We start from the raw sequence: 24,405 nt of genomic DNA on the forward strand, positions 1-24,405 counted from the left end.
CACCCGCCCTTTTAGATCCCATTCCCCCCGCGCGGGCTGAGCCCGCGCGGTTCTTCGTCGTTACCGTCCTTCGCCGTTTGCCGTCTTGGCGCGCGGGAGAAAATTTGCCCCATCGCAGAATTGACGTTTACGCAAACGTCAATATTTGTTATCTCGACCGCAACGTTGGTCCGTCTGCCATCCTCATATGCTGAGGCTGATTTCGGGGCCAAGACCGCATGGTGGAGGAAACGCATGCCGATCTACAGAGCGCCGATCCGGGACACGCTGTTCGTGCTGAACGAGGTGCTGGGCTATCAGCGCTATTCCAATCTTCCCGGATTTTCCGACGCGACGCCGGATGTGCTCGAGGCCATCCTTGCCGAGGGCGCGAAGCTCGCCGAAAACGTCATGCAGCCGCTCAACCGTGTCGGCGACGTGGAAGGTTGTGTGCGCCATGTCGACGGGTCGGTGACGACGCCAAAAGGCTTCAAGGAAGCCTTCGACCAGTATCGCGAAGGTGGCTGGATGGGGCTCGCCGCACCTGTCGAGTTTGGCGGGCAAGGCTTGCCCTATGCAGTGCATACTGCGGTTGCCGAATATATGGTGTCGGCCAATATGTCGCTGATGATGTATGCCGGACTGACGCAAGGTGCGATCGCTGCGATCATCACCCATGGCACCAAAGAGCAGAAGGCGACATGGTTGCCGAAGCTGGTCGAGGGCGCCTGGACCGGCACCATGAACCTGACCGAGCCGCACTGCGGAACCGATCTCGGCTTGCTGCGCACCAAGGCCGTTCCAAATGGCGACGGCACCTATAGGATCTCCGGCCAGAAGATATTCATCTCGGCCGGCGAGCATGACATGTCGGGAAACATCGTCCACCTCGTGCTGGCCCGTATCGAGGGCGCGCCGGATGGCGTGAAGGGCATCTCGCTGTTCATCGTGCCGAAGCTCAAGCTCGATGCATCAGGCAATCCGGGCGAGAAGAACACCGTCTCCTGTGGCTCGATCGAGGAGAAGATGGGTATCCATGGCAATTCGACCTGCGTCATGAATTACGACGACGCTGAAGGCACACTGCTCGGCGAGGCCAATGGCGGGCTGAAAGCCATGTTCACCATGATGAATGAGGCGCGGCTTGGCGTCGGCCTGCAGGGGCTCTCGCTGTCGGAAGTTGCCTACCAGAATGCGGTTTCCTACGCCAAGGATCGCCTGCAGGGCCGCTCGCTGTCGGGGCCGAAAGAACCGGACAGGAAGGCCGATCCGATCATCGTCCATCCGGACATCCGCCGCAGCCTGATGACCATGAAAGCTTTCAACGAGGCCGGTCGGGCGCTGGCGCTGTGGACGGCGATCAAGTCCGACATCGCTCACCGCTCCGGTGACGACAAGGACCGCCAGGCCGCCGACGACTACACCGGGCTGATGACGCCGGTGGTCAAGGGCGTGCTCACCGACAAGGGTTTCGATCATGCGGTAATGGCGCAGCAGGTGTTCGGAGGCCACGGCTATATAGAAGAGCACGGCATGAGCCAGTTCGTCCGCGATGCCCGCATCGCCATGATCTATGAGGGTGCCAACGGCATCCAGGCACTCGACCTCGTCGGCCGCAAGCTGGCCTTGAATGGCGGTCGCGCGGTGCAGGCGTTCTTTAGGGAAGTCGGCGAGTTCTGCGAGGAGAACCGCACCGACGAGAAGATGGCGCCCTTCACCAAGGCGCTGAAGAAGAGCCTCAACGATCTGCAGGCGGCGACGATGTGGCTGATGCAGAACGGCATGGCCAAGCCCGACAATGCCGGTGCCGCCTCGACCGACTACATGCATCTCTTCGGCCTGGTGGCGCTGGGCTATATGTGGGCGCAGATGGCCAGGGTGGCCGCAGCGAAATTGGCGAATGGCGCCGACGGCGCTTCGTCTTTCTACGACAACAAGCTGGTGACGGCGCGCTTCTTCGTGGAGCGGATCATGCCGGAGACGGCGGCGCACCTTGCCCGCATCTCCAGCGGCGCCGACACATTGATGGCGCTGCCGGCCGAAGCGTTCTAGGCTCCCCTCTTCCTCGCGAGGAGGGTGGCCGCGAAGCGGCCGGGAGAGGGCGCCACGGCAGCGCGCCAGCCTCAATTCTGGCGGCGTGCTTGGAAGGAGGATCAGAGAATAAACATGACCAGTCCCGCCGAAATCCTTGGCCTTCCAAAACCCGCCTGGGCGGCGGACGAGGTCGGCATGCTTTATGACATGGCGCACCGCTTCATGTCGGAAGAGATCGCGCCGCGTTACGACGAGTTCGAGAAGAACGAGATGGTCGACCGCGAAAGCTGGCTGAAGGCGGGTGCGGCCGGCCTGCTCTGCGCCTCGATGCCGGAGGAATATGGCGGCTCGGGCGGCAGCTTCGCGCATGAGAGCGCCATCATCGAGGCGATCGCCCATGTCGGCGTCGACGGGTTCGGCATTGGCCTGCACAATTCGATCGTCGCCCCCTACATCCTCCATTACGGCTCGGACGAGCAGAAGAAGAAATGGCTGCCGAGGCTGGCGACCGGCGAACTGATCGGCGCCATCGCCATGACCGAGCCGGGTGCGGGCTCCGACCTGCAGGGCGTCAAGACGCGCGCCGAAAAGGACGGCAACCAGTACAAGCTCAACGGCTCGAAGACCTTTATCACCAACGGCCAGCTCGCTAACTTCATCATCGTCGTCACCAAGACCGATCCGCAGAAAGGTGCCAAGGGCATCTCGCTGATCGTCGTCGAGACCGACGAGGTGGAGGGCTTCGAGCGCGGACGCAACCTCGACAAGATCGGCCTCAAGGCCAACGACACGTCGGAACTGTTCTTCAACGACGTGCGTGTGCCGACCTCGAACCTGCTTGGCAACGAGGAAGGCCAGGGCTTCGTCCAGCTGATGCAGCAATTGCCGCAGGAGCGGCTGCAGATCGGCACCACTGCTATCGCAATGGTCGAGCGGGCGCTGGCTCTTACCATCGACTACGTCAAGGAGCGCAAGGCCTTCGGCAAGGCCATCATCGAATTCCAGAACACTCAGTTCAAGCTGGCCGAATTGAAGACCGAGGCGACCATTGGGCGCGTCTTCTATAATGACTGCGTTGCCCGCCACATTAACGGCGGCCTCGACCCGGTGACGGCCTCGATGGCCAAATACTGGCTGTCAGACCTGCAGGGAAAAGTCGTCGACGAATGCCTTCAATTGCATGGCGGCTATGGCTACATGAATGAATATCCGATTGCGCGCATGTTCCGCGACGCCCGCGTCCAGCGCATCTACGGCGGAACCAACGAGATCATGAAATTGCTGATCGGGCGCTCTCTCTGAGCGACTTTCAGCAAACCCAAGGAGCAGGAAAATGGCCGAAGCTTACGTCTATGATGCCGTGCGCACGCCGCGCGGCAGGGGCAAGAAGGATGGCTCGCTGCACGAAGTGCCGGCGGTGCGGCTCGGCGCCAAGGTGCTCGAGGCGATCCGCGACCGCAACGGGCTGGACACCGGCACCGTCGACGACATCATCTTCGGCTGTGTCGATCCGGTTGGCGAGGCGGGTGCAGTCATTCCACGTGCCGCTGCTTTCGAGGCCGGCTACGACACCAAGGCGCCTGGCATGCAGATATCGCGCTTCTGCGCCTCGGGCCTCGACGCCATCAATTTCGGCGCCGCCAAGATCGCGCAAGGCGCCGACGAGATCGTGATTGCCGGTGGCGTCGAATCGATGTCGCGGGTCGGCATGGGCGCCTCCGGCGGCGCCTGGTTCATGGATCCTTCGGTCGGCCTGCCCGGCTGGTTCGTGCCGCAAGGCATATCGGCCGACCTGATCGCCACCAAATACGGGTTTTCGCGCGACGACGTCGATGCCTACGCGGTCGAAAGCCAGAAGCGTGCCGCCAAGGCGTGGGGCGAGGGCCGCTTCAAGAATTCGGTGATCTCGGTCAAGGACCAGAACGGCCTGACCATTCTCGATCACGACGAGCACATGCGGCCTTCGACCGACATGCAGTCGCTGGCCGCGCTCAACCCGTCCTTCGTCATGCCCGGCGAAATGGGCGGCTTCGACGCCGTCGCGGTGCAGAAGCATCCCGAGGTGGAAGAGGTCAACCACGTCCACCATGCCGGAAATTCGTCCGGCATCGTCGATGGCGCGGCGGCCGTGCTGCTAGGCTCGAAAAAGGCGGGAAAGACGCTCGACCTCAAGCCGCGCGCGCGTATCCGCGCCTTTGCCAACATCGGCTCCGAACCGGTGCTGATGCTGACCGGTCCGGTCGACGTCACCGAAAAGCTGTTGAGGCGGGCGAAGATGAAGCTGTCGGACATCGACCTGTTCGAGCTTAACGAGGCCTTCGCTTCGGTGGTGCTGCGCTACATGCAGGCTTTCGACATTCCTCATGACCGGATCAACGTCAATGGCGGCGCCATCGCCATGGGCCATCCGCTGGGCGCCACCGGTGCGATGATCTTCGGTACGGTGCTGGACGAATTGGAACGCCGCGACCTGAACACCGCGCTGGTGACGCTTTGCATCGGCGCCGGCATGGGCACCGCAACGATCATCGAACGCGTCTGACGGAGAGAGATGATGAGCTATACCAATTTCACCCTCGACACCGACGCCGACGGCATTGCTTTGGTCACCTGGGACATGCCGGACCGTTCGATGAACGTCTTCACCCAAGAGGTGATGCTCGAGCTGAACGTCATCGTCGACAAGGTGGCGACCGATGCAGCGATCAAGGCGGCGGTCATTACCTCCGGCAAGGATACGTTCTCGGGCGGCGCCGACATCACCATGCTGCAGAAGATGCTGGCGACCTTCGCCGCCGACAAGGCAAAGGACCCAGAGAAGGCGACCAAGGCGCTGTTCGACAATGCGGGCTATATGAACGGCCTGTTCCGTAAGCTGGAAACCTCGGGTAAGCCGTGGGTTTCGGCGATCAACGGCACCTGCATGGGCGGCGCGTTCGAATTGTCGCTCGCCTGCCATGGCCGTGTCGCGGCCGATTCCGACAAAGTGAGGATGGCACTTCCCGAAGTGAAGATCGGCATTTTCCCCGGCGCCGGCGGAACCCAGCGCGTGCCGCGGCTGACCGACCAGCAGCAGGCGCTGCAAATGCTGACCTCCGGCCAGACGCTGTCGCCGCAGAAGGCCAAGTCGATGGGCCTGATCCATGAGATTGCCGAGCCGGACAAGCTGGTCGAAACCGCCAAGGCGATGATCAGGAACGGCTTGAAACCGGTGGCGCCCTGGGACGAAAAAGGCTTCAAGCTGCCCGGCGCTCCGATCTATTCGGTGGCCGGTGCCAATCTGTGGCCGCCGGCCATCGCCATCCTGCGCCGCGAGACCTATGGCAACTATCCCGCCGCTGCCGCCATCCTGAAATGCGTTTACGAGGGCTTGCTGGTGCCGTTCGACACCGCCTTGCGGATCGAGCAGCGCTACTTCACCGAGATCATGCAGACCAGGGAAGCGGCAGCGATGATCCGCTCGTTGTTCGTGTCGCTCCAGGAACTGAACAAGGGCGCGCGCCGCCCGGCCGGTGTGCCGGAAACGAGGTTTAAGAAGATCGGCGTGCTCGGCGCCGGCTTCATGGGCGCCGGCATTGCCTATGTGACGGCCAAGGCGGGCATTCCGGTGGTGCTGCTCGACCGTGACATGGAGTCTGCCGCCAAGGGCAAGGCGCATTCCGACAACCTTATCTCGGATCAGGTGAAGAAGGGCCGTGCCAAGCCACAGGACAAGGACCAGTTGCTGACGCTGATCACGCCGACGGCCGATTACGCCGATCTCGCCGGCTGCGATCTTGTCGTCGAGGCGGTATTCGAGGATTCGGCCGTAAAGAAGGGCGCCACCGAACAGGCCGAGGCTGTGCTCAAGCCTTCGGCGACCTTCGCCTCGAATACGTCCACCATACCGATTACATCGCTGGCCAGGAATTCGGCGCGGCCAAAGAATTTCATCGGCATCCACTTCTTCTCGCCGGTCGACAAGATGATGCTGGTCGAGATCATCCTCGGCAAGAAGACCGGCGACAAAGCGCTGGCCACCGCGATCGACTTTGTCCGCGCCATCAAGAAAACCCCGATTGTCGTCAACGATACGCGCGGTTTCTATGTCAATCGCTGCGTACTGCGCTACATGTCGGAAGCCTACAAGATGCTGATCGAAGGTGTTCCGGCGCCGATGATCGAGAATGCGGCGAAAGCCGCCGGCATGCCGGTCGGTCCTCTGGCGTTGACCGACGAGACCGCGATCGACCTTGCCCAGAAGATCATGAAGCAGACGATGCGCGATCTCGGCGACAAGGCGGTCGACCCGAAGCAGATGGCGCTGATCAGCACGATGGTCGACACACACGGTCGCTTGGGTCGCAAGAACAGCAAGGGCTTCTACGACTATCCGGCAAAACCTGCCAAGAAGAAGCTGTGGCCAGGCCTCAGGGACCTCTACCCGCAACTGGCGCCGGAGAGGGTCGATTATGAGGAGCTGAAGCAGCGGCTGCTGGTCACCATCGCGCTTGAGGCGGCACGGGTGATGGAGGAGGGCATCGTTACCGATCCACGCGAGGCCGATGTCGGCTCGATCCTGGCCTTCGGCTTCGCGCCCTACACAGGCGGTGCACTGTCCTACATCGACGGCATCGGCGCGAAGAAATTCGTCAAGATCGCCAAGCGCCTGCAGAAGAAATACGGCGCCGAGTTCAGGGCGCCGAAGCTGCTGCTCGACATGGCCGAGAAGGGCGAGACCTTCTATGAGCGTTTCGATCCCTATGACAGGAACGAGGCCAAGGAGGCAGCGTGACGCCGTCTTCGGCGGTGGACAAGATGGCGGCCAAGAGGTAGAACAGGGAAGGTATTTTTTCCTGTTTCGAAGGAGAGCAAGGTGCTCTCGCATGACCGCGTTTGGGCCGCCATCGACGCTCTCGCCGAGCGTTATTCGCTTTCGGCCTCCGGGCTGGCCAGGCGCGCTGGCCTCGACTCGACGGCCTTCAACAAATCGAAGCGGCTGTCCTCGGATGGGCGGCCGCGCTGGCCGTCGACCGAATCGCTGGCCAAGATCATCGAGGCGACCGGCGCCTCGCTGGATGAATTTGCGGGGCTGGTCGAAGGCCGGGGTAATTCCGGCGCACTGCCCGTGCAGAAATCGTCGGTGCCGCTGCTCGGCTTCGCCCAGGCGGGCGCCGGTGGCTTCTTCGACGACGCCGGGTTTCCGGCGGGGCAGGGATGGGACCTGATCGAGCTGCCGGCACGGGCAACCGAAACCTCCTATGCGTTGAAGGTCCAGGGCGATTCCATGCTGCCGCTTTACCGCAATGGCGATGTCCTGATCGTCGAGCCGGGGGCTATCATACGAAAGGGCGATCGCGTCGTCGTCAAGACCAATGCCGGCGAGGTGATGGCCAAGGTGCTCGACCGCCAGACACCGAAGTCGATCGCGCTGGTCTCCCTCAATCCCGATCATCCGGACCGCGACATCCCCATGCGTGATGTCGAATGGGTGGCGCGGATTGTCTGGGCAAGCCAGTAGGCGCGGGGCCGGTGCGTCTGCCTCACCTTGCCTTGGCCGTTCTGGCGATTCCGGCGATGGCCACGGCAATTGTCGCTGGCGGCCGCGCCGTCCAGAACCAAAGCGGCGGCCCTGGCGAGCAAATTCAGGTCAGCGCTGAACCCCAGCCCGCCGCGCCGGCTACGTCGGCCATCTCGAAACCAGAGGCGGCCAAGCAGGCTACGCATTCAAGGGCAATCGATCCGGAAATCGTGGTGCCGCCGCAGCTCGGTTCCGACGAGCTTGAACGGATTGAGCCGCGCGCACCGTTGAGCGATCTGGCATTGGCCGGACTGCCCAGGCCGCCAAAAACGAAAATGCCTGACGACTGGAAAGGCACGAAACTGTTCCAGCCGGTCGCGCCGGCCGCCGGGGTCATCGAGGCAAAGGGCTATTCGATTGCGGTTTCCGGCATCGACATCGTCAAGCAGGACGAGACTTGCACCGACGGCGGCAAGTCTTGGAGTTGCGGCATCCGGGCGCGAACTGCCTTCCGCGCTTTTCTGCGCGGTCGTGCGGTGGTCTGTGCCGTGCCGCCCGAAGGCGGCCGTGACCTGATCGCCGCCGAGTGCCGGATCGGCAATCAGGATATCGGCCAATGGTTGGTCGAAAACGGCTGGGCGCGCGCCGCCAAGGGCGGCGCTTACATAGAAGCCGGCGAGAAGGCGCGTGCAGCGAAAAAGGGCGTCTTCGGGCCGGCGCCGAGCGTCTCAGGCCTGCCGCCGCTCCCCGCTGCGTCGCGATCCGCGCCTGTGGCGCCGGGCTCGATCCTGGAGGAGCAGGACGGCGTCCTCAAGCCGCCAGCTGACCAGCAAGCGCCCGTCGAATGAGCTCACGCGTTTCGGCAATGCCGTAGAGTGCGGCGAAGGAACCGAAGCGCGGCCCGCGTTCCTGACCTATCAGCACCTGATAAATCATCTGGAAGAAGGCGACGGAGACGCCGGGTCCACCCTCAGGGCTCTGCTTGGAACGATCCTGGTAGCGCTCGATCTTGCGCGCGACATTGAGGGCGGCGTTCTGGATCGCCTCGCCGGCGGCGTCAGCGGGCAGCGCGGCGAGCGCTTCCGAAAGTTTGGTCAGCGCCTCGCGCTCGACCGCGTCGGCGGCACGGTACACCTTAGCCGGCTTCACGAAATCGTCGAAATAGCGGATGGCATATTCGGTCAGCCGGTCGAGTTCGGGGTGAGTTGCCGGCGTCACACCCGGTGCGTGGCGCGAAATGAAGCCCCACAGCACGTCCCTGTTCTGCGCATTCGAGGCGCTGACCAGGTTGAGCAGCAGCGCGAACGACACCGGCAGGTCGATGATAGGCGGATTGCCGTCATGCATGTGCCAGACCGGATTGCCCAGCCGTTCTTTCCAATCCTGCTTCTGATAAGCAGAGAGGAACGTGTAATATTCGTCTACCGCCTTCGGGATGACGTCGAAATAAAGCTTCTTCGCGGTTCGCGGGCGCTGGAACATATAAAGGCTAAGGCTCTCGGTCGGCGCATAAGTCAGCCACTCGTCGATGGTTAGCCCATTGCCCTTCGACTTCGAGATCTTCTGGCCGTGCTCGTCGAGGAACAGCTCATAATTGAAGCCCTCCGGCGCTGGAGCATCGAGCGCACGGCAAATCTGCCCGGCGAGCTTGACGGAATCGATCAGATCCTTGCCGGACATCTCGTAATCGACGCCGAGTGCTGCCCAGCGCATCGCCCAGTCTGGCTTCCATTGCAGCTTGGCATGACCGCCGGTCACCGGCGTCTCGAAGCGCTCGCCGGTGTCCGGGTCGCGCCACACGATGGTGCCGGCGTCGAGCTTGCGCTCATCGATCGCGACTTGCATGACGATGCCGGTCTTGGGATGGATCGGCAGGAAGGGCGAATAGCTCTGCGCCCGCTCTTCACGCAGCGACGGCAGCATAATTGCCATCACCTTATCGAAGCGCTCGAGCATCTTGAGCAGCGTCGCGTCGAAGCGGCCGGAAGTATAATAGTCGGTTGAGGAAGCGAATTCGTAATCGAAGCCGAAACGGTCGAGGAAGGCGCGCAACCGTGCGTTATTGGCGGCGCCGAAGGACGGATACTCATTGGAGAAAGGGTCCGGTATCCTGGTCAGCGGCTTGCCGAGATACGCGCGCAGCATGTCCTTGTTAGGCACATTGTCCGGCACCTTGCGCAATCCGTCCATGTCATCGGAGAAGCACAGCAGCCGCGTCTTGACCTTGTCTTCGGTCAGCACGCGGAAGGCGTGGCGCACCATAGATGTGCGCGCCACCTCGCCGAAAGTGCCGATATGCGGCAGCCCCGACGGGCCGTAGCCGGTCTCGAACAGCACCGTTTCCGGGTAGCCGCTGCTCGCGTAGCGGGCGACGATCTTTTTCGCTTCCTCGAACGGCCACGCCTTGCTTTCGGCGGCGGCGGTGAGGACTTCCGGGCTGAGATCGATCGGCTGTTGTCCGGCCATGATGCTATTTCCTGCAGCTTTGCCGGCATCCGTGCCGGCAGCCGCATGCTCTAGACTATGATCCCGAAAAGTGGAACCCGGTTTCCGGGCAGGACCGTGATCAGGCAAGAAGATATGAGCCCCGTCCCATTTAATCGGTATGGATCAGGCTTCAGGGCCTGACCGGAGCGTCAACGATCGCGGCTCTTTTTCCTTGCGGCGCCGGTCCCTCGTTCCTAACTTCGGGACCCGTCTCAAGGAGTTGTAAATGCCATTGTCGCCACACGAAGCCATGATCTACCTGATGGTCATCACCTCGGCGTCAGACCGCGACATGACCGATGTCGAACTGGCGCGGATCGGCGACGTCGTTCGATCCTGGCCGGTGTTTGAGGATTTCAATCAGGAGCGGCTGGTCGAGGTCGCCCAGGCCTGCCAGAAAATGCTGCAAGAAAAGGACGGGCTGGAGGGCGTCCTGGCGCGCGTCGCCGAGGCGCTGCCCGACCGCCTGCGTGACACCGCCTATGCCGCTGCCTTCGAGGTCGCGGCCGTCGATCTCGAAATGCGACTGGAGGAGGTGCGCGTGCTGCAGCTCGTCCGCCGGGAACTCGACCTCGATGCGCTGACGGTTGCCGCCATCGCGCGAGCCGCCAAGGCCCGCCTTCGCACGCTGACCTGAGCCAGCAGCCAAGCTCAGAAAAAGCTGACCGGAAAATAGCGCAGATAGAACTCGGCGAACGTGCCTTTCACCGAAATTTCCTGCAGCGCATAGTCGAAAGCGGCGGCCAGGGCCGGATCGTCGGCCCTGGTGGCGATCGCCATGCCCGAGCCGAGATATTCGGGCGCCAGATAGGGGCCGCCGGCAAAGCGGCAGCAGCCCGCCGCATCCGAACCGCCGAGCCAGAACGCAAAACGCATGCCATCGCCGAAGGCGGCGTCGATCTTGCCGGCTTTCAGCTCGCCATAAAGCTCCTCCGGCTTTGCGAAGGGGACGATTTGGACGTCGCCGAAATAATCGCGCAGCATCCGCTCATGCCCGGAGCCGGCGATCACGCCGACACGCTTGCTGCGCAGCTTGTCGAACATTGGTTCCGTCAGCGCCTGTGTCTTCGGCACGACGAAGCGTGCCGGAAATTGCAGGTAGGAGCGTGAAAACGCGTATTTCGACCGCGATTCCGGCGTGGCGGCGATTCCGGCAATGATCGCTTCGCCTTCGCCTTTCCGCAGCGCGCCTTCGAGCTCGGCCCAGGGCAGCGCCTGGATCTGGCATTTTTCGGCAATGCCGAGCTCGGCGCAGATGGCGCGCGCCAGGTCCACATGGAAGCCGGACAGTCGGCCTGCCCCGTCGAGAAAGTTGAAGGGCGGGAAATCGGTGGTGGTCAGGAATCGCAGCCGCGGCAGCATCGAAAGGTCCGGCTTTGGCAGCCGCACCTTGGCGTCCCAAAACACCGGCACCTGCGGCTCCGCAGCGCGCGCAGCACCCGCAAGCGATTGCACTCCGATCAGCATCGAGATCAATGAAATGGATATGCACCGAAACGCCACGCGACGACTCCGTCCAGTCTTGCCCCGGCTTTCGTACGAAATAACACAGGTTCTTGTACGAAAATAACTCAGGCACAACGGTTTTTGGTTTCATCATGGCAATTTAGGGATATTGTTTAGTGAGTTTGCAAGTGACTGTATGATGCCGGCTCAAGAGGAGCGGTGGGGCGTACAGAGGGAGCAGCTTTGCAGTCCGGGGTTGATGGCGTAGTGCGGGTTGATCACTGCCATTGGTCTCAAGTGCGGAAGGCAACATGGGGTAGATGTTGCGATGGGTCATTTCGATCGTACCCTGGAGTTGATAGATCAGTTGCAGCACGCCGGCACAGCGGCCGCCGTCTGCGAAAAGCTGCTGGGGGTAACAAGCGGGTTCGGGCTGACGGCGCTGATGGCCGGGACGGTTCCGCAACCTGGAACGCCGAGAAATCAGCAAAAGAACCATGTGCTGCTTTGCGACTGGCCGGCTGAATGGCTTGAGCGCTACGTCGCGCGCAACTACGTCGATCACGATCCCGTCGTCAGCCACATGAAGCAGCTTCAGGCGCCGTTCCAGTGGCGGGAAGCGTCTCAGGGCATCCGCATCGGCAAGAGCGGCGGCGAGGTGATGGGCGACGCCGGTGAATTCAAGCTGCGCGACGGGTTGGCCTTCCCGCTGATCACGCTCGATGGCCAGATCGTCATGGTGTCGCTGGGCGGCGAGGCTGTCGAATTGTCGGGCGCCGAGTTCGGGTTGGTCTCGTTGGTCTCGACTTATGCGATTGGCCGCGCCATGCAGCTCCACACCATGGCGGGCAAAACCATCGACCATGTCGAATTGACGCCGCGTGAGCGCGAATGCCTGCAATGGGCCGCCGTTGGCAAGTCCGAATGGGAGATTTCCCAAATTCTCGGCATTTCGGAACACACGTCAGAGAAACACCTTCTTAACGCCAAAAGCAAACTCGGTGCCGTCAACCGGGTCCAAGCCGTCGCGGAAGCGATAAGGCGCGGCTATATTAACTAGGTCGGCCGCGCCGGCCTAGAAATTCTTGCCTACGTGATCGCGTAATTTTCTCGGGGGAGCACGGCCGTATTTTCCTATTGAACCTAGGAGACGGCAAATGCTTTTTTCCCTCACCACCCAGGAATTGATGGAACGCCCAGGCCTTTGGGAGGCAGTTCATCGGTTGCGTTACAAGATTTTCGTCGAGGAGATGGGATGGACCGATCTGCAGCGCCCCGATGGCCTCGAGATCGATCAATTCGACCACGACGAGGCAGTGCACCAGATCGTCATCCGCAATGGCGAGCTCGCCGGTTACCAGCGTATGTTGCCGACGACCCGGGCACATCTTCTAACCGATGTGCTGGCGGACCTTTATGAGGGAACCCCACCGTCGGGGCCGAATGTCTATGAACTGACCCGCTATGCGGTTGCGCCGGGATTCCGCGACGGCCGGCGCGGCGTGTCGACGGTGGGCACCGAACTGATCGCCGGCTTCGTCGAGTGGGGTCTGAAGCGCAACGTCAACCAGGTGATCATCGAATTCGAGCCGATGTGGGTGCTTCGCGCGCTGCAACTGCATTTCCTGGCAACGCCGCTCGGCTATCAGCGGACCTATGGCAACCAGCAGGTCGTTGCCACACTGCTCACCTTCAACGAGCACACGCTCGACGTGGTGCGATCGCGCCGCAATCACTTTGCGCCGGTGCTGGCCAGAGGGTACCCGGACATGCTCGGACAGAGACGCGCCTCGTAAGATTGGAGAGGGCCATGAACGTTCACTCAAAAACAGAATTCCGCAATCACACGCTGATCGTCACCGTATCGTCGGGTGACGGCCGCCCGGTGCTGGACAGGCGGGCCTACGAAAGCCTGGCCAGGACATTCCATGAAGCCGCTGTCGATGACGACGTCCGCGTCGTGGTCCTGCGCGGCCTGGCCGGGTGCTTTTGCCTCGGTGCTGATTTCTCCGAATTTCTCGATGCCACCAAACATCGGCGATTGATCGCCGCCGTCACCGATATGTTCCGCACGCTGGCGACGTTCCCGAAACCGGTGCTTGCCTGTGTCGACGGCGACGCCGTCGGCGTCGGCTGCACCATCCTGTTCCACTGCGACATGGTGATCGCCTCGAGCAAGAGCACGTTCCGGGTGCCGTTCGTCGATTTCGGCCTGGTGCCGGACGCGGCGACCAGCATCCTGGCGCCGCAGAAGCTCGGCTATGCCGGTGCGTTCCGCTTCTTCTGCCTCGGCGACACGCTCGCCGCCGAAGATGCCAGGCAGCTCGGCCTTGTCGGCGAGATCGTGACGGACGTCAGTGTCGAGGAAGCCACGTTGGCCAGAGCCAGGCAGCTCGCCAAGAAGCCAGTCGCGGCACTGCTGCAGACGCGCGACCTGCTTAGGGGGGACACCGGCGCGCTCTGCGACCGCATCGATCAGGAGATCTCGCTTTTCCAGCAGGCGCTGCAGGACGACACCACGCTGAAGCGGCTGCAGCGGATTGCCCGGATGGCGGCATGAGAGCCGTGAATCGATGAGGTGAGCTTATTTTTCGAGGAAAGTCGGCCCTTCGCCGATGATCTTCTTGTCCTCCTTGCCGATGACGTCGAGGTCACGGCCGTCATAGGGAAGTGACAGGAGAATGCGCTGCATGACCGCCAGCCGTGCGCGCCGTTTGTCGTTCGCCCGCACAATGATCCAGGGCGCGAACTCCTTGTGCGTGCGTTCGACCATCAGGTCGCGCGCCTTGGTGTAGTCGTCCCATTTGGTGATGCCGGCGATGTCGATCGGCGAAAACTTCCAGCTCTTCAGCGGGCTCCAGCGACGGTCATGGAATCGCTCAAGCTGCGTTTCCCTGCCGATGTTCAGCCAGAATTTGAAGAAATAGATGCCCTCGTTGCGGATCATCCGCTCGAAATGCGGAACCTCGTCCAGAAATTGCTCGTGCTGCGCGGGCGTGCAGAATCCCATCACCGGTTCAACGCCGGCGCGGTTGTACCAGGAGCGGTCAAAGGTGACGAATTCGCCCGACGTCGGGAAGTGGTCGACGTAGCGCTGGAAGTACCATTGTCCAAGCTCAGTGGCTGTTGGCTTGGTCAGCGCCACGTTGCGCGCCGTCCGAGGGTTCAGATACTGGCGCAAAACGAAGATCGTGCCGCCCTTGCCGGCAGCGTCGCGTCCCTCGAACAGCGACATCACCCGCTTGCCCGTCGACTGTAGCCACGCCTGCGCCTTGACCAGCTCGATCTGCAGCTGCTCGAGCCTCTCGTCATACCCCTCGCTCTTCATCTTCTTGTCGTAGGGATAGCCGCCGGCGGTCAGCTTGCGGTCCTCGACCCAGTCCGGAAGAGTGGGGGCCTCGATGTCGAACTCCCGCTCCTTGCCGTCGATCATGATCTTCAACGGCCCCGACGAACCTGTAGCGGGGCCTTCCTTGGCGTTTTTCATCGAGACGAACCTTTCCAGCTTCCGGACTCATGCTATTGGGAGCCTCCATGCCGGTCCAGCAGGAAGTTCTTGAGGTGGCCGCAGACGGAGCGCAGGCGACGGAGCGCAAATGGCCGACATCGGCACAGAGCGGAAAGGCAGGGCGCAAGCCGTCGCCATGCGGCTGTGGAACAGCCGCTGGCTGCTGGCGGCCGGCTTCGTTGCAGTTCTGATGGTCTATGGTTTTGCCGGCATATCCGGCTATGTGGTGCTGCTGGCAGGCGCCGTGCTGGTTGCCGCTGCGATGCTGCCGGCCGGCGTCGCGCATCAATCGACCGAAAATGCCGCGGCCATCGAGGCGAGCGGCCTGCAACGGCTTTCCGGCGAATATCTCGCGGCGGCGGTTGCCGATCCGCTGATCATTTTCGATCGCTCCGCCGCCATCGTCCATGCCAACGCCGCCGCCTTTGCAGCCTTTGGTGGGATTGCCCCCGGCGTATCGCTGTCGCTGAAATTCCGCGCGCCGGAAATGCAGGCCTTGCTGGATAATATCTTGTCGGGCAACGTCGCTTCGGACAGCGTCGACTACATCGAGAAGCTGCCGGTCGAACGAGCTTATCGGGTGAGCGCGTCTTCTGTCGGCCACGCCACGGATCTCTACGTGCTGGTGTTCAAGGACCAGAGCGAGGCGCGCCGGATCGACAGAATGCGCGCCGACTTCATTGCCAATGCCAGCCACGAGTTGCGCACGCCTCTCGCCTCGATCGCTGGCTTCATCGAGACGCTGCGCGGGCCGGCCCGCAACGACCCCGCGGCACGCGAGCAGTTCCTGCAGATCATGCAGAACCAGACCAGCCGCATGGCGCGCCTCATCGACGACCTTCTGTCGCTGTCACGCCTGGAGATGAAGCCCTATCTCAAGCCGGGAACCGAGGTCGATCTGCGCCAGGCCATCGACAGCGTCATCGATTCGCTTGGGCCGCTGGCCAAGGAAAACGGCGTCGTCATCGAGCGGGATTTCGCGCAAGGGCCGCTCGACGTGCCCGGCGATCGCGACGAGCTTTTCCAGGTTTTTGAAAACCTGCTAGAAAACGCCTGCAAATACGGTCAGTCCGGTGGACGCGTCGTGGTGTCGATCACGCGCGGCGACAGCGATCCCGAGCCGGGCATCGACGTCACCATCAGGGATTTCGGCCCCGGCATCCCCGAAGAACATATCCCGCGCATCACCGAGCGCTTCTACCGCGTCGATGTCGAGAACAGCCGGACCCAAAAGGGCACCGGCCTTGGCCTGTCCATCGTCAAGCATATCCTGACGCGCCACAACGCCAGACTCTCCATCAGGTCGGAGGTCGGCAAGGGCGCGGCGTTCACGGTCCATTTGCCGGCTCGCTGACGCCGTACTATCTACCACATGATGGGCCGTTTCTTTTTTCTGTCATCCGGCTAGCGTATCAGCGGGGATTCGAGCGAGCGACTCAACCAGAAGATCCCGGGAAGGCATTCGTCCATGCAGTCCGTGCACATCGTCAGCGCCTATGACGAGGAGCTGAAGTATCTGTCGAAGCGCATCGCGGCGATGGGCGGGCATGCTGAGCGCATGGTCGAGCAGGCAGTAGCGGCGCTGGTCAATGCGAATCCGGGGCTCGCCCAGAAAGTCATTCGAGACGACCTGGTTCTGGATGAGGGGCAGCGTGAGATTGACGACAAGGCGATCATCATTATCGCCAAGCGCCAGCCGATGGCGACGGATCTGCGTGAGATCGTCGGCGCAATCCGCATCTCGGCGGACCTCGAACGGGTAGGCGACCTCGGCAAGAACATCGCCAAGCGGGTGGTTGCCGTCGCCGACGGGCGCCAGCCGAACAGCCTGTTCCGCGGCCTCGAGGCTTTGGCCAATCTGGCACTGACCCAGCTCAAGGAAGTGCTCGACGTCTACGCGTCGCGGTCGGTGGAGAAAATCGGTTTCGTGCGCGACCGCGACGACCAGATCGATGCCATGTACACCTCGCTGTTTCGCGAGTTGTTGACCTACATGATGGAAGACCCACGCAACATCACGCCCTGCACGCATCTCCTGTTTTGCGCCAAGAACATCGAGCGCATCGGCGACCACGCCACCAACATCGCCGAGACGATCTACTATATCGTCACCGGCGATCAGATGCCGGCCGATCGCCCGAAGGGCGACAAGACGGATAAGATAATTCTTCCCGCAACGCTGCCTGCGAAGTGAGTTCTCGAAACAAAACGTGGTGGCCGCTAGATTTGCGACTTGGTGGAGTGGCTCTCAAATCCGAAAAGCAGCTCCCCTGCTGCTCGACACTAATGCGAATTTCGGATTCGCCACCTGAGAGCAAATTGCGCTAAGCTTTCGACGCGCCGACTTCTCAGTTCCGCGATGAAAGCCTGCCTTCAGGAGGCTGGGATGGAATATGTCCGCGAGTTTGCTCCCGCGCCGCCGATGTCGGGCATAATCGCTTGCGGCGTCTATACGGCTGGGCGGCGCATCGCCGACATACCGATCGAGGAAGCCGGCGAATGGGCCGGGAAGCCGGGCCATGTCGTCTGGATCGGACTGCTGGAGCCCGACCGCAATTTATTGCTGCGCGTCCAGGCGCAATTCCATCTGCACGAGTTGGCGATCGAGGATGCCGAGCATCCGCACCAACGGCCGAAGATCGAGCAATATGGTGATGCCCTGTTCATCGTTGCCCGCACGGCGCAGCTGATCGACAGCCGTGTCACCTTCGGCGAGACGCATCTGTTCGTCGGCGCTGGCTACATTGTCAGCGTCAGGCATGGCCCGTCGACCTCCTACGCCGCCGTTCGCCAGCACTGGGAAAGCTGTCCGCATTCCCTCGCCAAGGGCGAGGATTTCGTCCTCTACGCCATTCTCGATTTCATCGTCGACAACTACATGCCGGTGCTCGAGCAGATCGAAAACGAGGTCGAGGCGATCGAGGACAAGGTTCTGCTGAAGCCGATGACCGGCTCCGACATCGAGCGGCTTTACATGCTGCGCCGCGATCTCTTGCGCCTGCGTAATGCGGCCCTGCCGCTGGTGGAGGTCTGCCGGCGGCTGACCAGCGCCGATCTGCCGCAAATCCATACAGCCATGCACCCGCTGTTTCGCGACGTCACCGACCACATCCGCACGGTCCAGGAAAAGATCGACAGCCTGCGTGAGGTTCTCGCCTTCGCCTTCGAGGCGAGCCTTCTGGTCGGCCAGAGTCAGGAGACGGCGATCTCCAAGAAGCTTGCCTCATGGGCCGCCATCTTGGCCGTGCCGACAGCATTCGCCGGCATCTACGGCATGAATTTCAGCGACATGCCGGAACTGAGGATGGAATATGGCTACCCGGCCGTACTGGCGGCAATCGCCCTGATCTGCACGTTTCTTTACTGGCGGTTTCGCAAGAATGGGTGGCTTTGAAGAGAGGTGAATAGTGAATAGGGCTAAATGGGAGCCTTGCTTCTTACGCCAGGCTCAAGCCGCCACCATTCACCTGCTCCGCCGCCGCTCCGACGCCGGCTGGAACGCCACCCGGGCGTGGTACTTGCAGTAGGGTCCGGTTTCGGCGGCGTCGTTGCCGCAGAAATGGAAGTCTTCCGAAAGCGGATCGCCATTCGGCCACTTGCAGGTGCGCTCGTTCAGCTCGACGAGTTGCAGATGCCGGGAGATCGGCACGACGACGTTTTCGACCGGGCGGATATAGTGGCGCGACACCGGTTCGGCATCGAACTGCGCCTTGAGCGCGGTCGCACCGATCGACATCGACGTGGTGGCATGGCGCGTGGCGCTTGCTGCCCGCGACACCGATTTCTGGATCGTCGATCCCTGTACCGTCTTCTTCTGGCGTGCCGGTGATGCGGTTGTGCGTCCGCGGCCGGACAGTTTCAGCCGGTGCACTTTGCCGATGACCGCATTGCGGCTGACCCCACCAAGCTGTGCGGCGATCTGGCTGGCGCTGAGACCCTCCGACCACAATTTTCTGAGAAGTTCGACTCGCTCGTCAGTCCAGTTCATGAGACCGCGCTCCTGCTGAAAAGTGCGGCAATCGGAATCCATTCCCGACCCGGCTTCTGCCGGGCAGACACCACATATATCGGGTGATTAGGTCCGCCGCACGAAATCTAGTTATTTCTCTACTACAATTACCTTATGCGCTGACTCGGTGACAAGAGTCCCAAGGCCAACACGAATCGGTTTTTTCGGTTTTCCCCAACTTGCCCGGTCGCTTATGAGCCGGCATTGTGCTGGGGGGCTTGCCGCACGTCCTTGCGCGACCTTTTCGTTGACTTCACGGCCGAAAAACACGATAAGCCACAAGGGCCGCCGCTTTGGCGGCTTTTTGATTTTCCGGTTCCGGAGACGCATATAATGAGCGGTTCGGCGCTTTTCGAGACCTTTGTTCGCGCACCCCTGGCTTTCGACCACGGTGAAGGCACCTGGCTGGTCACCGACAAGGGCGAGCGATATCTCGATTTCGCAGGCGGCATCGCCGTGAATTCATTGGGCTACAGCCATCCGCATCTGGTCGCGGCCCTCACTGAACAGGCCGCCAAGCTCTGGCACGTCTCCAATCTGTACGAGATTCCGGGACAGAGCCGGCTCGGCGAGCGGCTGGCCGACGCCAGCTTCGCCGACAAGGTGTTCTTCACCAATTCCGGCGCAGAGGCGCTTGAATGCGCCATCAAGACGGCGCGGCGCTATCACTTCGTCAAGGGCCATCCCGAGCGCTTCCGCACCATCAGCTTCGAAGGCGCCTTCCATGGCCGCACCCTGGCGACCATCGCCGCCGGCGGCCAGTACAAATATCTGGAAGGTTTCGGCCCCAAGGTCGACGGCTTCGACCAAGTCGGCTTCGACGACATCGACGCCGCCGAAAAGGCGATCACGCCTGAAACCGCGGCGATCCTGATCGAGCCGGTGCAAGGTGAGGGCGGCATCAGGCAAGTGCCGTCGCAATCGCTGAAGCGGCTCAGGCAGCTCTGCGATCAGCACGGACTGCTCTTGATTTTCGACGAGGTCCAATGCGGCGTCGGCCGCACCGGAAAGCTGTTCGCGCATGAGTGGGCGGGTGTCACACCCGACCTCATGGCGGTGGCCAAGGGCATCGGCGGCGGCTTCCCGATGGGCGCCTGCCTCGCCACCGACGAGGCAGCGGCCGGCATGACCGCCGGCGTGCACGGCACCACCTTCGGCGGCAATCCGCTGGCCATGGCGGTCGGCAACGCCGTGCTCGACGTGGTGCTGGAAGACGGCTTTCTCGATGACGTCCGGCGCAAGGCGCTGCTCTTGAAACAGGGGCTGGCCGGTGTCGCCGACGAATTTCCGGACGTTATCGAAAGCATCAGGGGCACCGGCCTGATGCTCGGCCTTAAATGCGCGATGCCCAACACCAAGGTTACGGTGGCACTGCGCGACCAGCATCTCTTGACGGTTCCGGCCGGCGACAACGTTATCCGTCTGCTGCCGCCTCTCACCGTCACCGATGCCGAGATCCACGAGGGGCTCGAGCGCATTCGTGCCGGCGCCAAGAGCCTGGCGGATGCCATCGTCGCTGCCGCCGCGAAGTAATCCTGGAATTCCTGATGTCCCTTCGCCACTTCACCGATCTTTCCGCCGTTTCCGAAGGCGATCTGCGCTTCATGCTCGACGACGCAGCTGTGCGAAAGGCGAGGCTCAAGGCCGGCGAACGCACCAAGCCGCTCGAAGGCAAGGTGCTGGCGATGATCTTCGACAAGCCCTCGACGCGCACGCGCGTGTCGTTCGACGTCGGCATGCGGCAGTTGGGTGGCGAGACGATCATGCTGACTGGCACCGAGATGCAACTTGGCCGTTCCGAGACTATTGCAGACACGGCCAAGGTGCTGTCGCGCTATGTCGATGCCATCATGATCCGCACCACCTCGCATGACCGGCTGCTGGAACTGACGGAAAACGCTACGGTGCCCGTCATCAACGGGCTGACCGACGAAACCCATCCCTGCCAGTTGATGGCCGACATCATGACCTTCGAAGAGCACCGCGGTCCGGTGGCCGGCAAGACGATCGCCTGGACCGGCGACGGCAATAATGTCCTGCATTCTTTACTGGAGGCCTCTGCGCGGTTCCGCTTCAAGCTGAACGTCGCCGTGCCCGAAGGCAGCGAACCGGCTCAGAGGCATGTCGACTGGTCGAAGGCCAATGGCGGCAAGCTGAAATTCACTCGTTCGCCCGAGGAGGCCGTTCACGAGGCCGACTGCATCGTCACCGACTGCTGGGTCTCGATGGGTCAGGAGCACCGTGCGCGCGGCCACAATGTCTTCTTGCCCTATCAGGTCAACGCGGCCCTGATGGCGAAAGCCAAGCCGGACGCGCTGTTCATGCACTGTCTGCCGGCGCATCGCGGTGAGGAGGTTACCGACGAGGTCATCGATGGGCCGCATTCGGTGGTGTTCGACGAGGCCGAGAACCGGCTCCACGCCCAGAAGGCGGTTTTGGCCTGGTGCCTGGGCGCTTGATCCGGGCCGCCTTGATCCGGGAGTTCGTGGTGCCTATCTCAGGCGCATCACGCAAATCGAGCGCGTCTCGTCGCATGCGCCCCGGAGGGCGGCATCGCCGCGCCCCGGAGCTTTGTCATGTTGGAAACTCGTCAATTGGCTGAACATCAACCCAAGCTCGGCGAGTTCGGCTACGCCGGCGACGACCATGTCGTGCCGTTTGAGGTCGGCCCGCTCGACGTGCGCGGCCGTACCGTCCAGCTCGGGCCGATGCTCGACGCTATTCTCAGCCGCCACGAGTATCCCGAGCCGGTGGCACGACTACTGGCCGAAGCCTGTGTGCTGACCGTCCTGCTCGGAACTTCGTTGAAGTTCGAGGGCAAGTTCATTCTGCAGACCCGCACCGACGGGCCGGTCGATATGCTGGTCGCGGATTTCTCCACGCCGCACGCGCTGCGCGCCTATGCCCGCTTCGATGCCGACCGGCTGGAGGCTTTGACGGCTGCCGGCGAGACGTCGCCGCAGACGCTGCTCGGCAGCGGCGTCCTGGCGCTGACAATCGACCAGGGCGCCCACACGCAACGCTACCAGGGCATCGTCCAGCTCGACGGCGTCACGCTGGAAGAAGCCGCACGCACCTATTTCCGCCAATCGGAGCAGATTCCGACCGACCTACGGCTTTCGGTGGCCAAGCTTCTGACGCCCGGCGTCGGCGGTGCCCGCGAGCAATGGCGCGCCGGTGGCCTGCTGGCACAATTCCTGCCGCAGTCGCCGGAACGCATGCGCGTACCCGACCTTCCCGGGGGCGACGGCGATCCGCGTGAGGAAATCCACGACCCGACCGACAATTCCTGGCAGGAACTGCTGGCGCTGCTTGGTACCATTGAACCGACCGAGCTGATCGATCCGACTATCGGCGCCGAGCGGCTGCTTTACCGGCTGTTCCACGAGCATGGTGTCCGCGTCTTCGGCGGCGTGCCGGTCGCCGACCAGTGCTCATGCTCGAGGGAGAAGATCCGCGGCATCCTCGAGGGTTTTTCCGCCGAGGAGATCAGAGACAGCACCGAGGATGGTAGCATTCACGTCGCCTGCGAATTCTGCTCGAAGCAATATGACTTCGACCCGGCGGAATTTGCAGCGGCTCAATAACGAGCGTCAGTGCGGCTGCCTTCGCAGAACTTGGGTTCCTCGCCCCGCAAGGCGGGAAGAGGAATCAAAGTGAACGTCAATTGACGGTGCGCCGCGTGCCTGGCAAATCGAGTGAGAAGGCGGGGATGGCGACGTCGAAGGTCTCGCCCCGCTTGTTGCGCATTGTGTAGTGCCCGACCATGATGCCGGACGGGGTCGAGAGCGGGCATCCAGACGTATACTGATAGCTGTCGCCGGGGTTGAGTCCCGGTTGCTCGCCGACGACCCCGGGGCCGCGCACTTCCTCGACCTTGCCGGTGCCGTCGGTAATGTGCCAGTAGCGCGACAGAAGCTGCACGAACTCGTCCGACTGATTGTCGATGGTCACCTGGTAGCCCCAGACATAGCGGTTTTGCGGCGGGTCGGAGTGATCCTCCAGATAGAACGGCCTGACCTGCACTTCGATGTTGCGGGTGACGGCGCTGTACATAAACTGCTCCAAAGCAATGTAGATGGAACTTTCGACGCTCAGCGCAGTTTGATCAACGATGCGCGTCATCTCCTTGCCCGACTCAAGCGCAGGTGCCGAAAAACAATGTCATTTAAGTGACACATGACAATGATGGTGTGCAGGCTTGTGCCGGGCGACTCGGTGTTCTGTCGAATTGTTGAAAACGGCCGTCAGGCGGCCGGCATTTCTGGAGTGACCAGATCTCGATGGAACCGACATTCGCAGCCGCCCTCTTTTCCATAGCTCTCCTTCTTTCAAATCTCGCCAGCATCCTGTTAGCTTCGCTGAAGCTGAAGCGAGCAGCCAGGATCGCATCGCCCGCCGCCACCGTGCTACCGGTATCGATCGTCGTCCCGGCGCGCGGCGTCGAGCCGTTTACCGAGGAGACGCTGGAGCGCGCCTTCTCACTCGACTGGCCGCGCTACGAACTCATCTTCTGCGTCGCCCATGCCGACGACCCCGTGGTCAAGTCGATCACCGCTGCAATGGCGCGTTTTCCGGCTATACGCGCCCGGCTGCTCGTCGGCGACGACCGCATCAGCGGCAATCCGAAACTCAACAATTGCGTGAAGGGTTGGGAAGCGGCGCTTTATCGCTGGGTCATCCTTGCCGATTCCAACGTGCTTATGCCGAGCGATTATGTCCAGCAGCTGATGGCGGCATGGCGGCCCGACACCGGCCTCGTCTGCTCGACGCCGATCGGCTCGCGGCCTGAAGGGTTTTGGGGGGAGGTCGAATGCGCCTTTCTCAACACGCTGCAGGCACGCTGGCAGTACGCTGGAGAGGCGCTCGGCCTTGGCTTCGCCCAGGGCAAGAGCATGTTGTGGAACAAGTCGATGCTTGACGCCAATGGCGGCATCCGCGCACTGGCCGCCGAGATTGCCGAGGACGCCGCCGCGACCAAGCTGGTCAACCGGCTCGGACTGCGGGTCAATCTTGTCGCTTCGCCGTTCGAACAGCCGCTCGGCCGGCGCACGCTTGGCGAGATCTGGTCTCGGCAGGCGCGTTGGGCGCGGCTGCGCCGCGTCACCTTCGCGCTGTTCTTCGCCCCCGAGATCCTGATCGGCGCGGCGCCGCCGCTGGTGCTTGCGCTGATCGCGGCGGCTGACGCCGGCGTCAGCCTGCCGGCAACCGCCATCGCCGTGCTGGTCGCGGCCTACCTGCCGGAATGTGCCCTGGCCTGGGTCAAAGGATGGCACCTGTCGCTGCGCACCATCTTGGCAATGATGGTTCGCGACTGCATGCTGCCGGCGATATGGGCGCGCGGCTGGCTGAGCGGCGCCGTCGACTGGCGCGGCAACGTTATGACCATCCAGACCAAGGCCGTCGCGGAGCTGGAAGAGACCCCGTCCGGCGCCTGACCGG

General features: G+C 62.4%; 22 protein-coding genes. 17 read left to right on the plus strand and 5 right to left on the minus strand.

Going from position 1 to position 24,405, the window contains the following annotated elements:
- Positions 1 to 234: 234 nt before the first annotated feature.
- The 6 genes from NKH01_RS17615 (at position 235) to NKH01_RS17640 (ending at position 8,361) form a co-directional block, all read left to right on the plus strand.
- On the plus strand, positions 235 to 2,031 hold the full coding sequence (locus NKH01_RS17615; protein WP_352482491.1) for an acyl-CoA dehydrogenase: 1,797 nt from the start codon (positions 235 to 237) through the stop codon (positions 2,029 to 2,031).
- A gap of 114 nt (positions 2,032 to 2,145) precedes the next feature.
- Positions 2,146 to 3,315: an acyl-CoA dehydrogenase family protein gene (locus NKH01_RS17620; RefSeq protein WP_023719511.1), complete on the plus strand. Its 1,170-nt coding sequence runs from the start codon at positions 2,146 to 2,148 to the stop codon at positions 3,313 to 3,315.
- A gap of 31 nt (positions 3,316 to 3,346) precedes the next feature.
- Positions 3,347 to 4,555 carry an acetyl-CoA C-acetyltransferase gene (locus NKH01_RS17625; RefSeq protein ID WP_352547915.1) on the plus strand — a complete coding sequence of 403 codons (1,209 nt, stop codon included), beginning with the start codon at positions 3,347 to 3,349 and terminating at the stop codon, positions 4,553 to 4,555.
- Positions 4,556 to 4,567: 12 nt separating this feature from the next.
- A complete protein-coding gene (locus tag NKH01_RS17630) occupies positions 4,568 to 6,787 on the plus strand; it encodes a 3-hydroxyacyl-CoA dehydrogenase NAD-binding domain-containing protein (protein WP_352640403.1) in 2,220 nt (739 codons plus the stop codon).
- Between the two features lie 81 nt (positions 6,788 to 6,868).
- Positions 6,869 to 7,513, plus strand: a complete 645-nt coding sequence (locus tag NKH01_RS17635) for a S24 family peptidase (RefSeq protein ID WP_023719508.1) — start codon at positions 6,869 to 6,871, stop codon at positions 7,511 to 7,513.
- A gap of 11 nt (positions 7,514 to 7,524) precedes the next feature.
- On the plus strand, positions 7,525 to 8,361 hold the full coding sequence (locus NKH01_RS17640) for a thermonuclease family protein (RefSeq protein WP_352493783.1): 837 nt from the start codon (positions 7,525 to 7,527) through the stop codon (positions 8,359 to 8,361).
- Here the strand turns inward: NKH01_RS17640 and NKH01_RS17645 are convergent.
- The gene (locus NKH01_RS17645; protein WP_352716970.1) at positions 8,324 to 9,979 is read right to left on the minus strand and encodes a lysine--tRNA ligase; all 1,656 of its coding nucleotides are present in this window, start codon (positions 9,977 to 9,979) and stop codon (positions 8,324 to 8,326) included. The genes NKH01_RS17640 and NKH01_RS17645 overlap by 38 nt on opposite strands.
- Before the next feature lie 247 nt (positions 9,980 to 10,226).
- Here NKH01_RS17645 and NKH01_RS17650 point away from each other — a divergent pair, with 247 nt between their 5' ends.
- Entirely contained in the window at positions 10,227 to 10,637 is a 411-nt protein-coding gene (locus NKH01_RS17650; protein WP_023719505.1) for a tellurite resistance TerB family protein, read from the plus strand.
- Positions 10,638 to 10,651: 14 nt separating this feature from the next.
- Here NKH01_RS17650 and NKH01_RS17655 read toward each other — a convergent pair whose 3' ends face one another.
- Positions 10,652 to 11,503, minus strand: coding sequence for an ABC transporter substrate-binding protein (locus tag NKH01_RS17655; RefSeq protein ID WP_352482486.1), 852 nt, complete (start codon positions 11,501 to 11,503; stop codon positions 10,652 to 10,654).
- Positions 11,504 to 11,774: 271 nt separating this feature from the next.
- Between NKH01_RS17655 and NKH01_RS17660 the strand changes: the two genes are divergently transcribed.
- The 3 genes from NKH01_RS17660 to NKH01_RS17670 all read left to right on the plus strand — a co-directional run bounded on the left by NKH01_RS17660 (position 11,775) and on the right by NKH01_RS17670 (position 14,006).
- Positions 11,775 to 12,506 carry a helix-turn-helix transcriptional regulator gene (locus tag NKH01_RS17660; RefSeq protein WP_023719503.1) on the plus strand — a complete coding sequence of 244 codons (732 nt, stop codon included), beginning with the start codon at positions 11,775 to 11,777 and terminating at the stop codon, positions 12,504 to 12,506.
- Positions 12,507 to 12,603: 97 nt separating this feature from the next.
- A complete protein-coding gene (locus NKH01_RS17665; protein ID WP_023719502.1) occupies positions 12,604 to 13,242 on the plus strand; it encodes an acyl-homoserine-lactone synthase in 639 nt (212 codons plus the stop codon).
- A gap of 14 nt (positions 13,243 to 13,256) precedes the next feature.
- A complete protein-coding gene (locus NKH01_RS17670; protein WP_023719501.1) occupies positions 13,257 to 14,006 on the plus strand; it encodes an enoyl-CoA hydratase-related protein in 750 nt (249 codons plus the stop codon).
- A gap of 24 nt (positions 14,007 to 14,030) precedes the next feature.
- Here NKH01_RS17670 and ppk2 read toward each other — a convergent pair whose 3' ends face one another.
- The gene (ppk2, locus tag NKH01_RS17675) at positions 14,031 to 14,933 is read right to left on the minus strand and encodes a polyphosphate kinase 2 (protein ID WP_023719500.1); all 903 of its coding nucleotides are present in this window, start codon (positions 14,931 to 14,933) and stop codon (positions 14,031 to 14,033) included.
- Between the two features lie 109 nt (positions 14,934 to 15,042).
- Between ppk2 and NKH01_RS17680 the strand changes: the two genes are divergently transcribed.
- From NKH01_RS17680 to NKH01_RS17690, 3 genes are all read left to right on the plus strand, one after another.
- Positions 15,043 to 16,308: a sensor histidine kinase gene (locus NKH01_RS17680; RefSeq protein WP_352640404.1), complete on the plus strand. Its 1,266-nt coding sequence runs from the start codon at positions 15,043 to 15,045 to the stop codon at positions 16,306 to 16,308.
- 114 nt (positions 16,309 to 16,422) lie between these two features.
- A complete protein-coding gene (gene phoU, locus NKH01_RS17685) occupies positions 16,423 to 17,148 on the plus strand; it encodes a phosphate signaling complex protein PhoU (protein WP_023719498.1) in 726 nt (241 codons plus the stop codon).
- 192 nt (positions 17,149 to 17,340) lie between these two features.
- On the plus strand, positions 17,341 to 18,348 hold the full coding sequence (locus tag NKH01_RS17690; protein ID WP_023677347.1) for a magnesium and cobalt transport protein CorA: 1,008 nt from the start codon (positions 17,341 to 17,343) through the stop codon (positions 18,346 to 18,348).
- 69 nt (positions 18,349 to 18,417) lie between these two features.
- Here NKH01_RS17690 and NKH01_RS17695 read toward each other — a convergent pair whose 3' ends face one another.
- On the minus strand, positions 18,418 to 18,942 hold the full coding sequence (locus tag NKH01_RS17695) for a GcrA family cell cycle regulator (protein WP_023719497.1): 525 nt from the start codon (positions 18,940 to 18,942) through the stop codon (positions 18,418 to 18,420).
- Positions 18,943 to 19,296: 354 nt separating this feature from the next.
- Between NKH01_RS17695 and NKH01_RS17700 the strand changes: the two genes are divergently transcribed.
- The 3 genes from NKH01_RS17700 to NKH01_RS17710 all read left to right on the plus strand — a co-directional run bounded on the left by NKH01_RS17700 (position 19,297) and on the right by NKH01_RS17710 (position 22,550).
- Positions 19,297 to 20,496, plus strand: coding sequence for an aspartate aminotransferase family protein (locus tag NKH01_RS17700; protein ID WP_023719496.1), 1,200 nt, complete (start codon positions 19,297 to 19,299; stop codon positions 20,494 to 20,496).
- Between the two features lie 14 nt (positions 20,497 to 20,510).
- The gene (gene argF, locus NKH01_RS17705; protein WP_031194171.1) at positions 20,511 to 21,422 is read left to right on the plus strand and encodes an ornithine carbamoyltransferase; all 912 of its coding nucleotides are present in this window, start codon (positions 20,511 to 20,513) and stop codon (positions 21,420 to 21,422) included.
- A gap of 117 nt (positions 21,423 to 21,539) precedes the next feature.
- A complete protein-coding gene (locus NKH01_RS17710; RefSeq protein WP_023719494.1) occupies positions 21,540 to 22,550 on the plus strand; it encodes an Hsp33 family molecular chaperone in 1,011 nt (336 codons plus the stop codon).
- A 76-nt stretch (positions 22,551 to 22,626) separates the two neighbouring features.
- Here the strand turns inward: NKH01_RS17710 and apaG are convergent, their stop codons facing one another.
- A complete protein-coding gene (gene apaG, locus NKH01_RS17715; protein WP_254816331.1) occupies positions 22,627 to 23,019 on the minus strand; it encodes a Co2+/Mg2+ efflux facilitator ApaG/CorD in 393 nt (130 codons plus the stop codon).
- Positions 23,020 to 23,246: 227 nt separating this feature from the next.
- On the opposite strand from apaG, the gene NKH01_RS17720 reads away from it, so the two are divergent.
- On the plus strand, positions 23,247 to 24,401 hold the full coding sequence (locus NKH01_RS17720) for a ceramide glucosyltransferase (RefSeq protein ID WP_352790954.1): 1,155 nt from the start codon (positions 23,247 to 23,249) through the stop codon (positions 24,399 to 24,401).
- Positions 24,402 to 24,405: the final 4 nt, after the last annotated feature.

This window comes from Mesorhizobium sp. M1403, from assembly GCF_040317695.1.
Lineage (GTDB): Bacteria > Pseudomonadota > Alphaproteobacteria > Rhizobiales > Rhizobiaceae > Mesorhizobium.

Coding starts and splice junctions, on each gene's coding strand:
- NKH01_RS17615 (WP_352482491.1), top strand. CDS start 235: ATGCCGATCTACAGAGCGCCGATCCGGGACACGCTGTTCGTGCTGAAC.
- NKH01_RS17620 (WP_023719511.1), top strand. CDS start 2,146: ATGACCAGTCCCGCCGAAATCCTTGGCCTTCCAAAACCCGCCTGGGCG.
- NKH01_RS17625 (WP_352547915.1), top strand. CDS start 3,347: ATGGCCGAAGCTTACGTCTATGATGCCGTGCGCACGCCGCGCGGCAGG.
- NKH01_RS17630 (WP_352640403.1), top strand. CDS start 4,568: ATGAGCTATACCAATTTCACCCTCGACACCGACGCCGACGGCATTGCT.
- NKH01_RS17645 (WP_352716970.1), bottom strand. CDS start 9,979: ATGGCCGGACAACAGCCGATCGATCTCAGCCCGGAAGTCCTCACCGCC.
- NKH01_RS17650 (WP_023719505.1), top strand. CDS start 10,227: ATGCCATTGTCGCCACACGAAGCCATGATCTACCTGATGGTCATCACC.
- NKH01_RS17660 (WP_023719503.1), top strand. CDS start 11,775: ATGGGTCATTTCGATCGTACCCTGGAGTTGATAGATCAGTTGCAGCAC.
- NKH01_RS17665 (WP_023719502.1), top strand. CDS start 12,604: ATGCTTTTTTCCCTCACCACCCAGGAATTGATGGAACGCCCAGGCCTT.
- NKH01_RS17670 (WP_023719501.1), top strand. CDS start 13,257: ATGAACGTTCACTCAAAAACAGAATTCCGCAATCACACGCTGATCGTC.
- ppk2 (WP_023719500.1), bottom strand. CDS start 14,933: ATGAAAAACGCCAAGGAAGGCCCCGCTACAGGTTCGTCGGGGCCGTTG.
- NKH01_RS17680 (WP_352640404.1), top strand. CDS start 15,043: ATGGCCGACATCGGCACAGAGCGGAAAGGCAGGGCGCAAGCCGTCGCC.
- phoU (WP_023719498.1), top strand. CDS start 16,423: ATGCAGTCCGTGCACATCGTCAGCGCCTATGACGAGGAGCTGAAGTAT.
- NKH01_RS17690 (WP_023677347.1), top strand. CDS start 17,341: ATGGAATATGTCCGCGAGTTTGCTCCCGCGCCGCCGATGTCGGGCATA.
- NKH01_RS17695 (WP_023719497.1), bottom strand. CDS start 18,942: ATGAACTGGACTGACGAGCGAGTCGAACTTCTCAGAAAATTGTGGTCG.
- NKH01_RS17700 (WP_023719496.1), top strand. CDS start 19,297: ATGAGCGGTTCGGCGCTTTTCGAGACCTTTGTTCGCGCACCCCTGGCT.
- argF (WP_031194171.1), top strand. CDS start 20,511: ATGTCCCTTCGCCACTTCACCGATCTTTCCGCCGTTTCCGAAGGCGAT.
- NKH01_RS17710 (WP_023719494.1), top strand. CDS start 21,540: ATGTTGGAAACTCGTCAATTGGCTGAACATCAACCCAAGCTCGGCGAG.
- apaG (WP_254816331.1), bottom strand. CDS start 23,019: ATGTACAGCGCCGTCACCCGCAACATCGAAGTGCAGGTCAGGCCGTTC.
- NKH01_RS17720 (WP_352790954.1), top strand. CDS start 23,247: ATGGAACCGACATTCGCAGCCGCCCTCTTTTCCATAGCTCTCCTTCTT.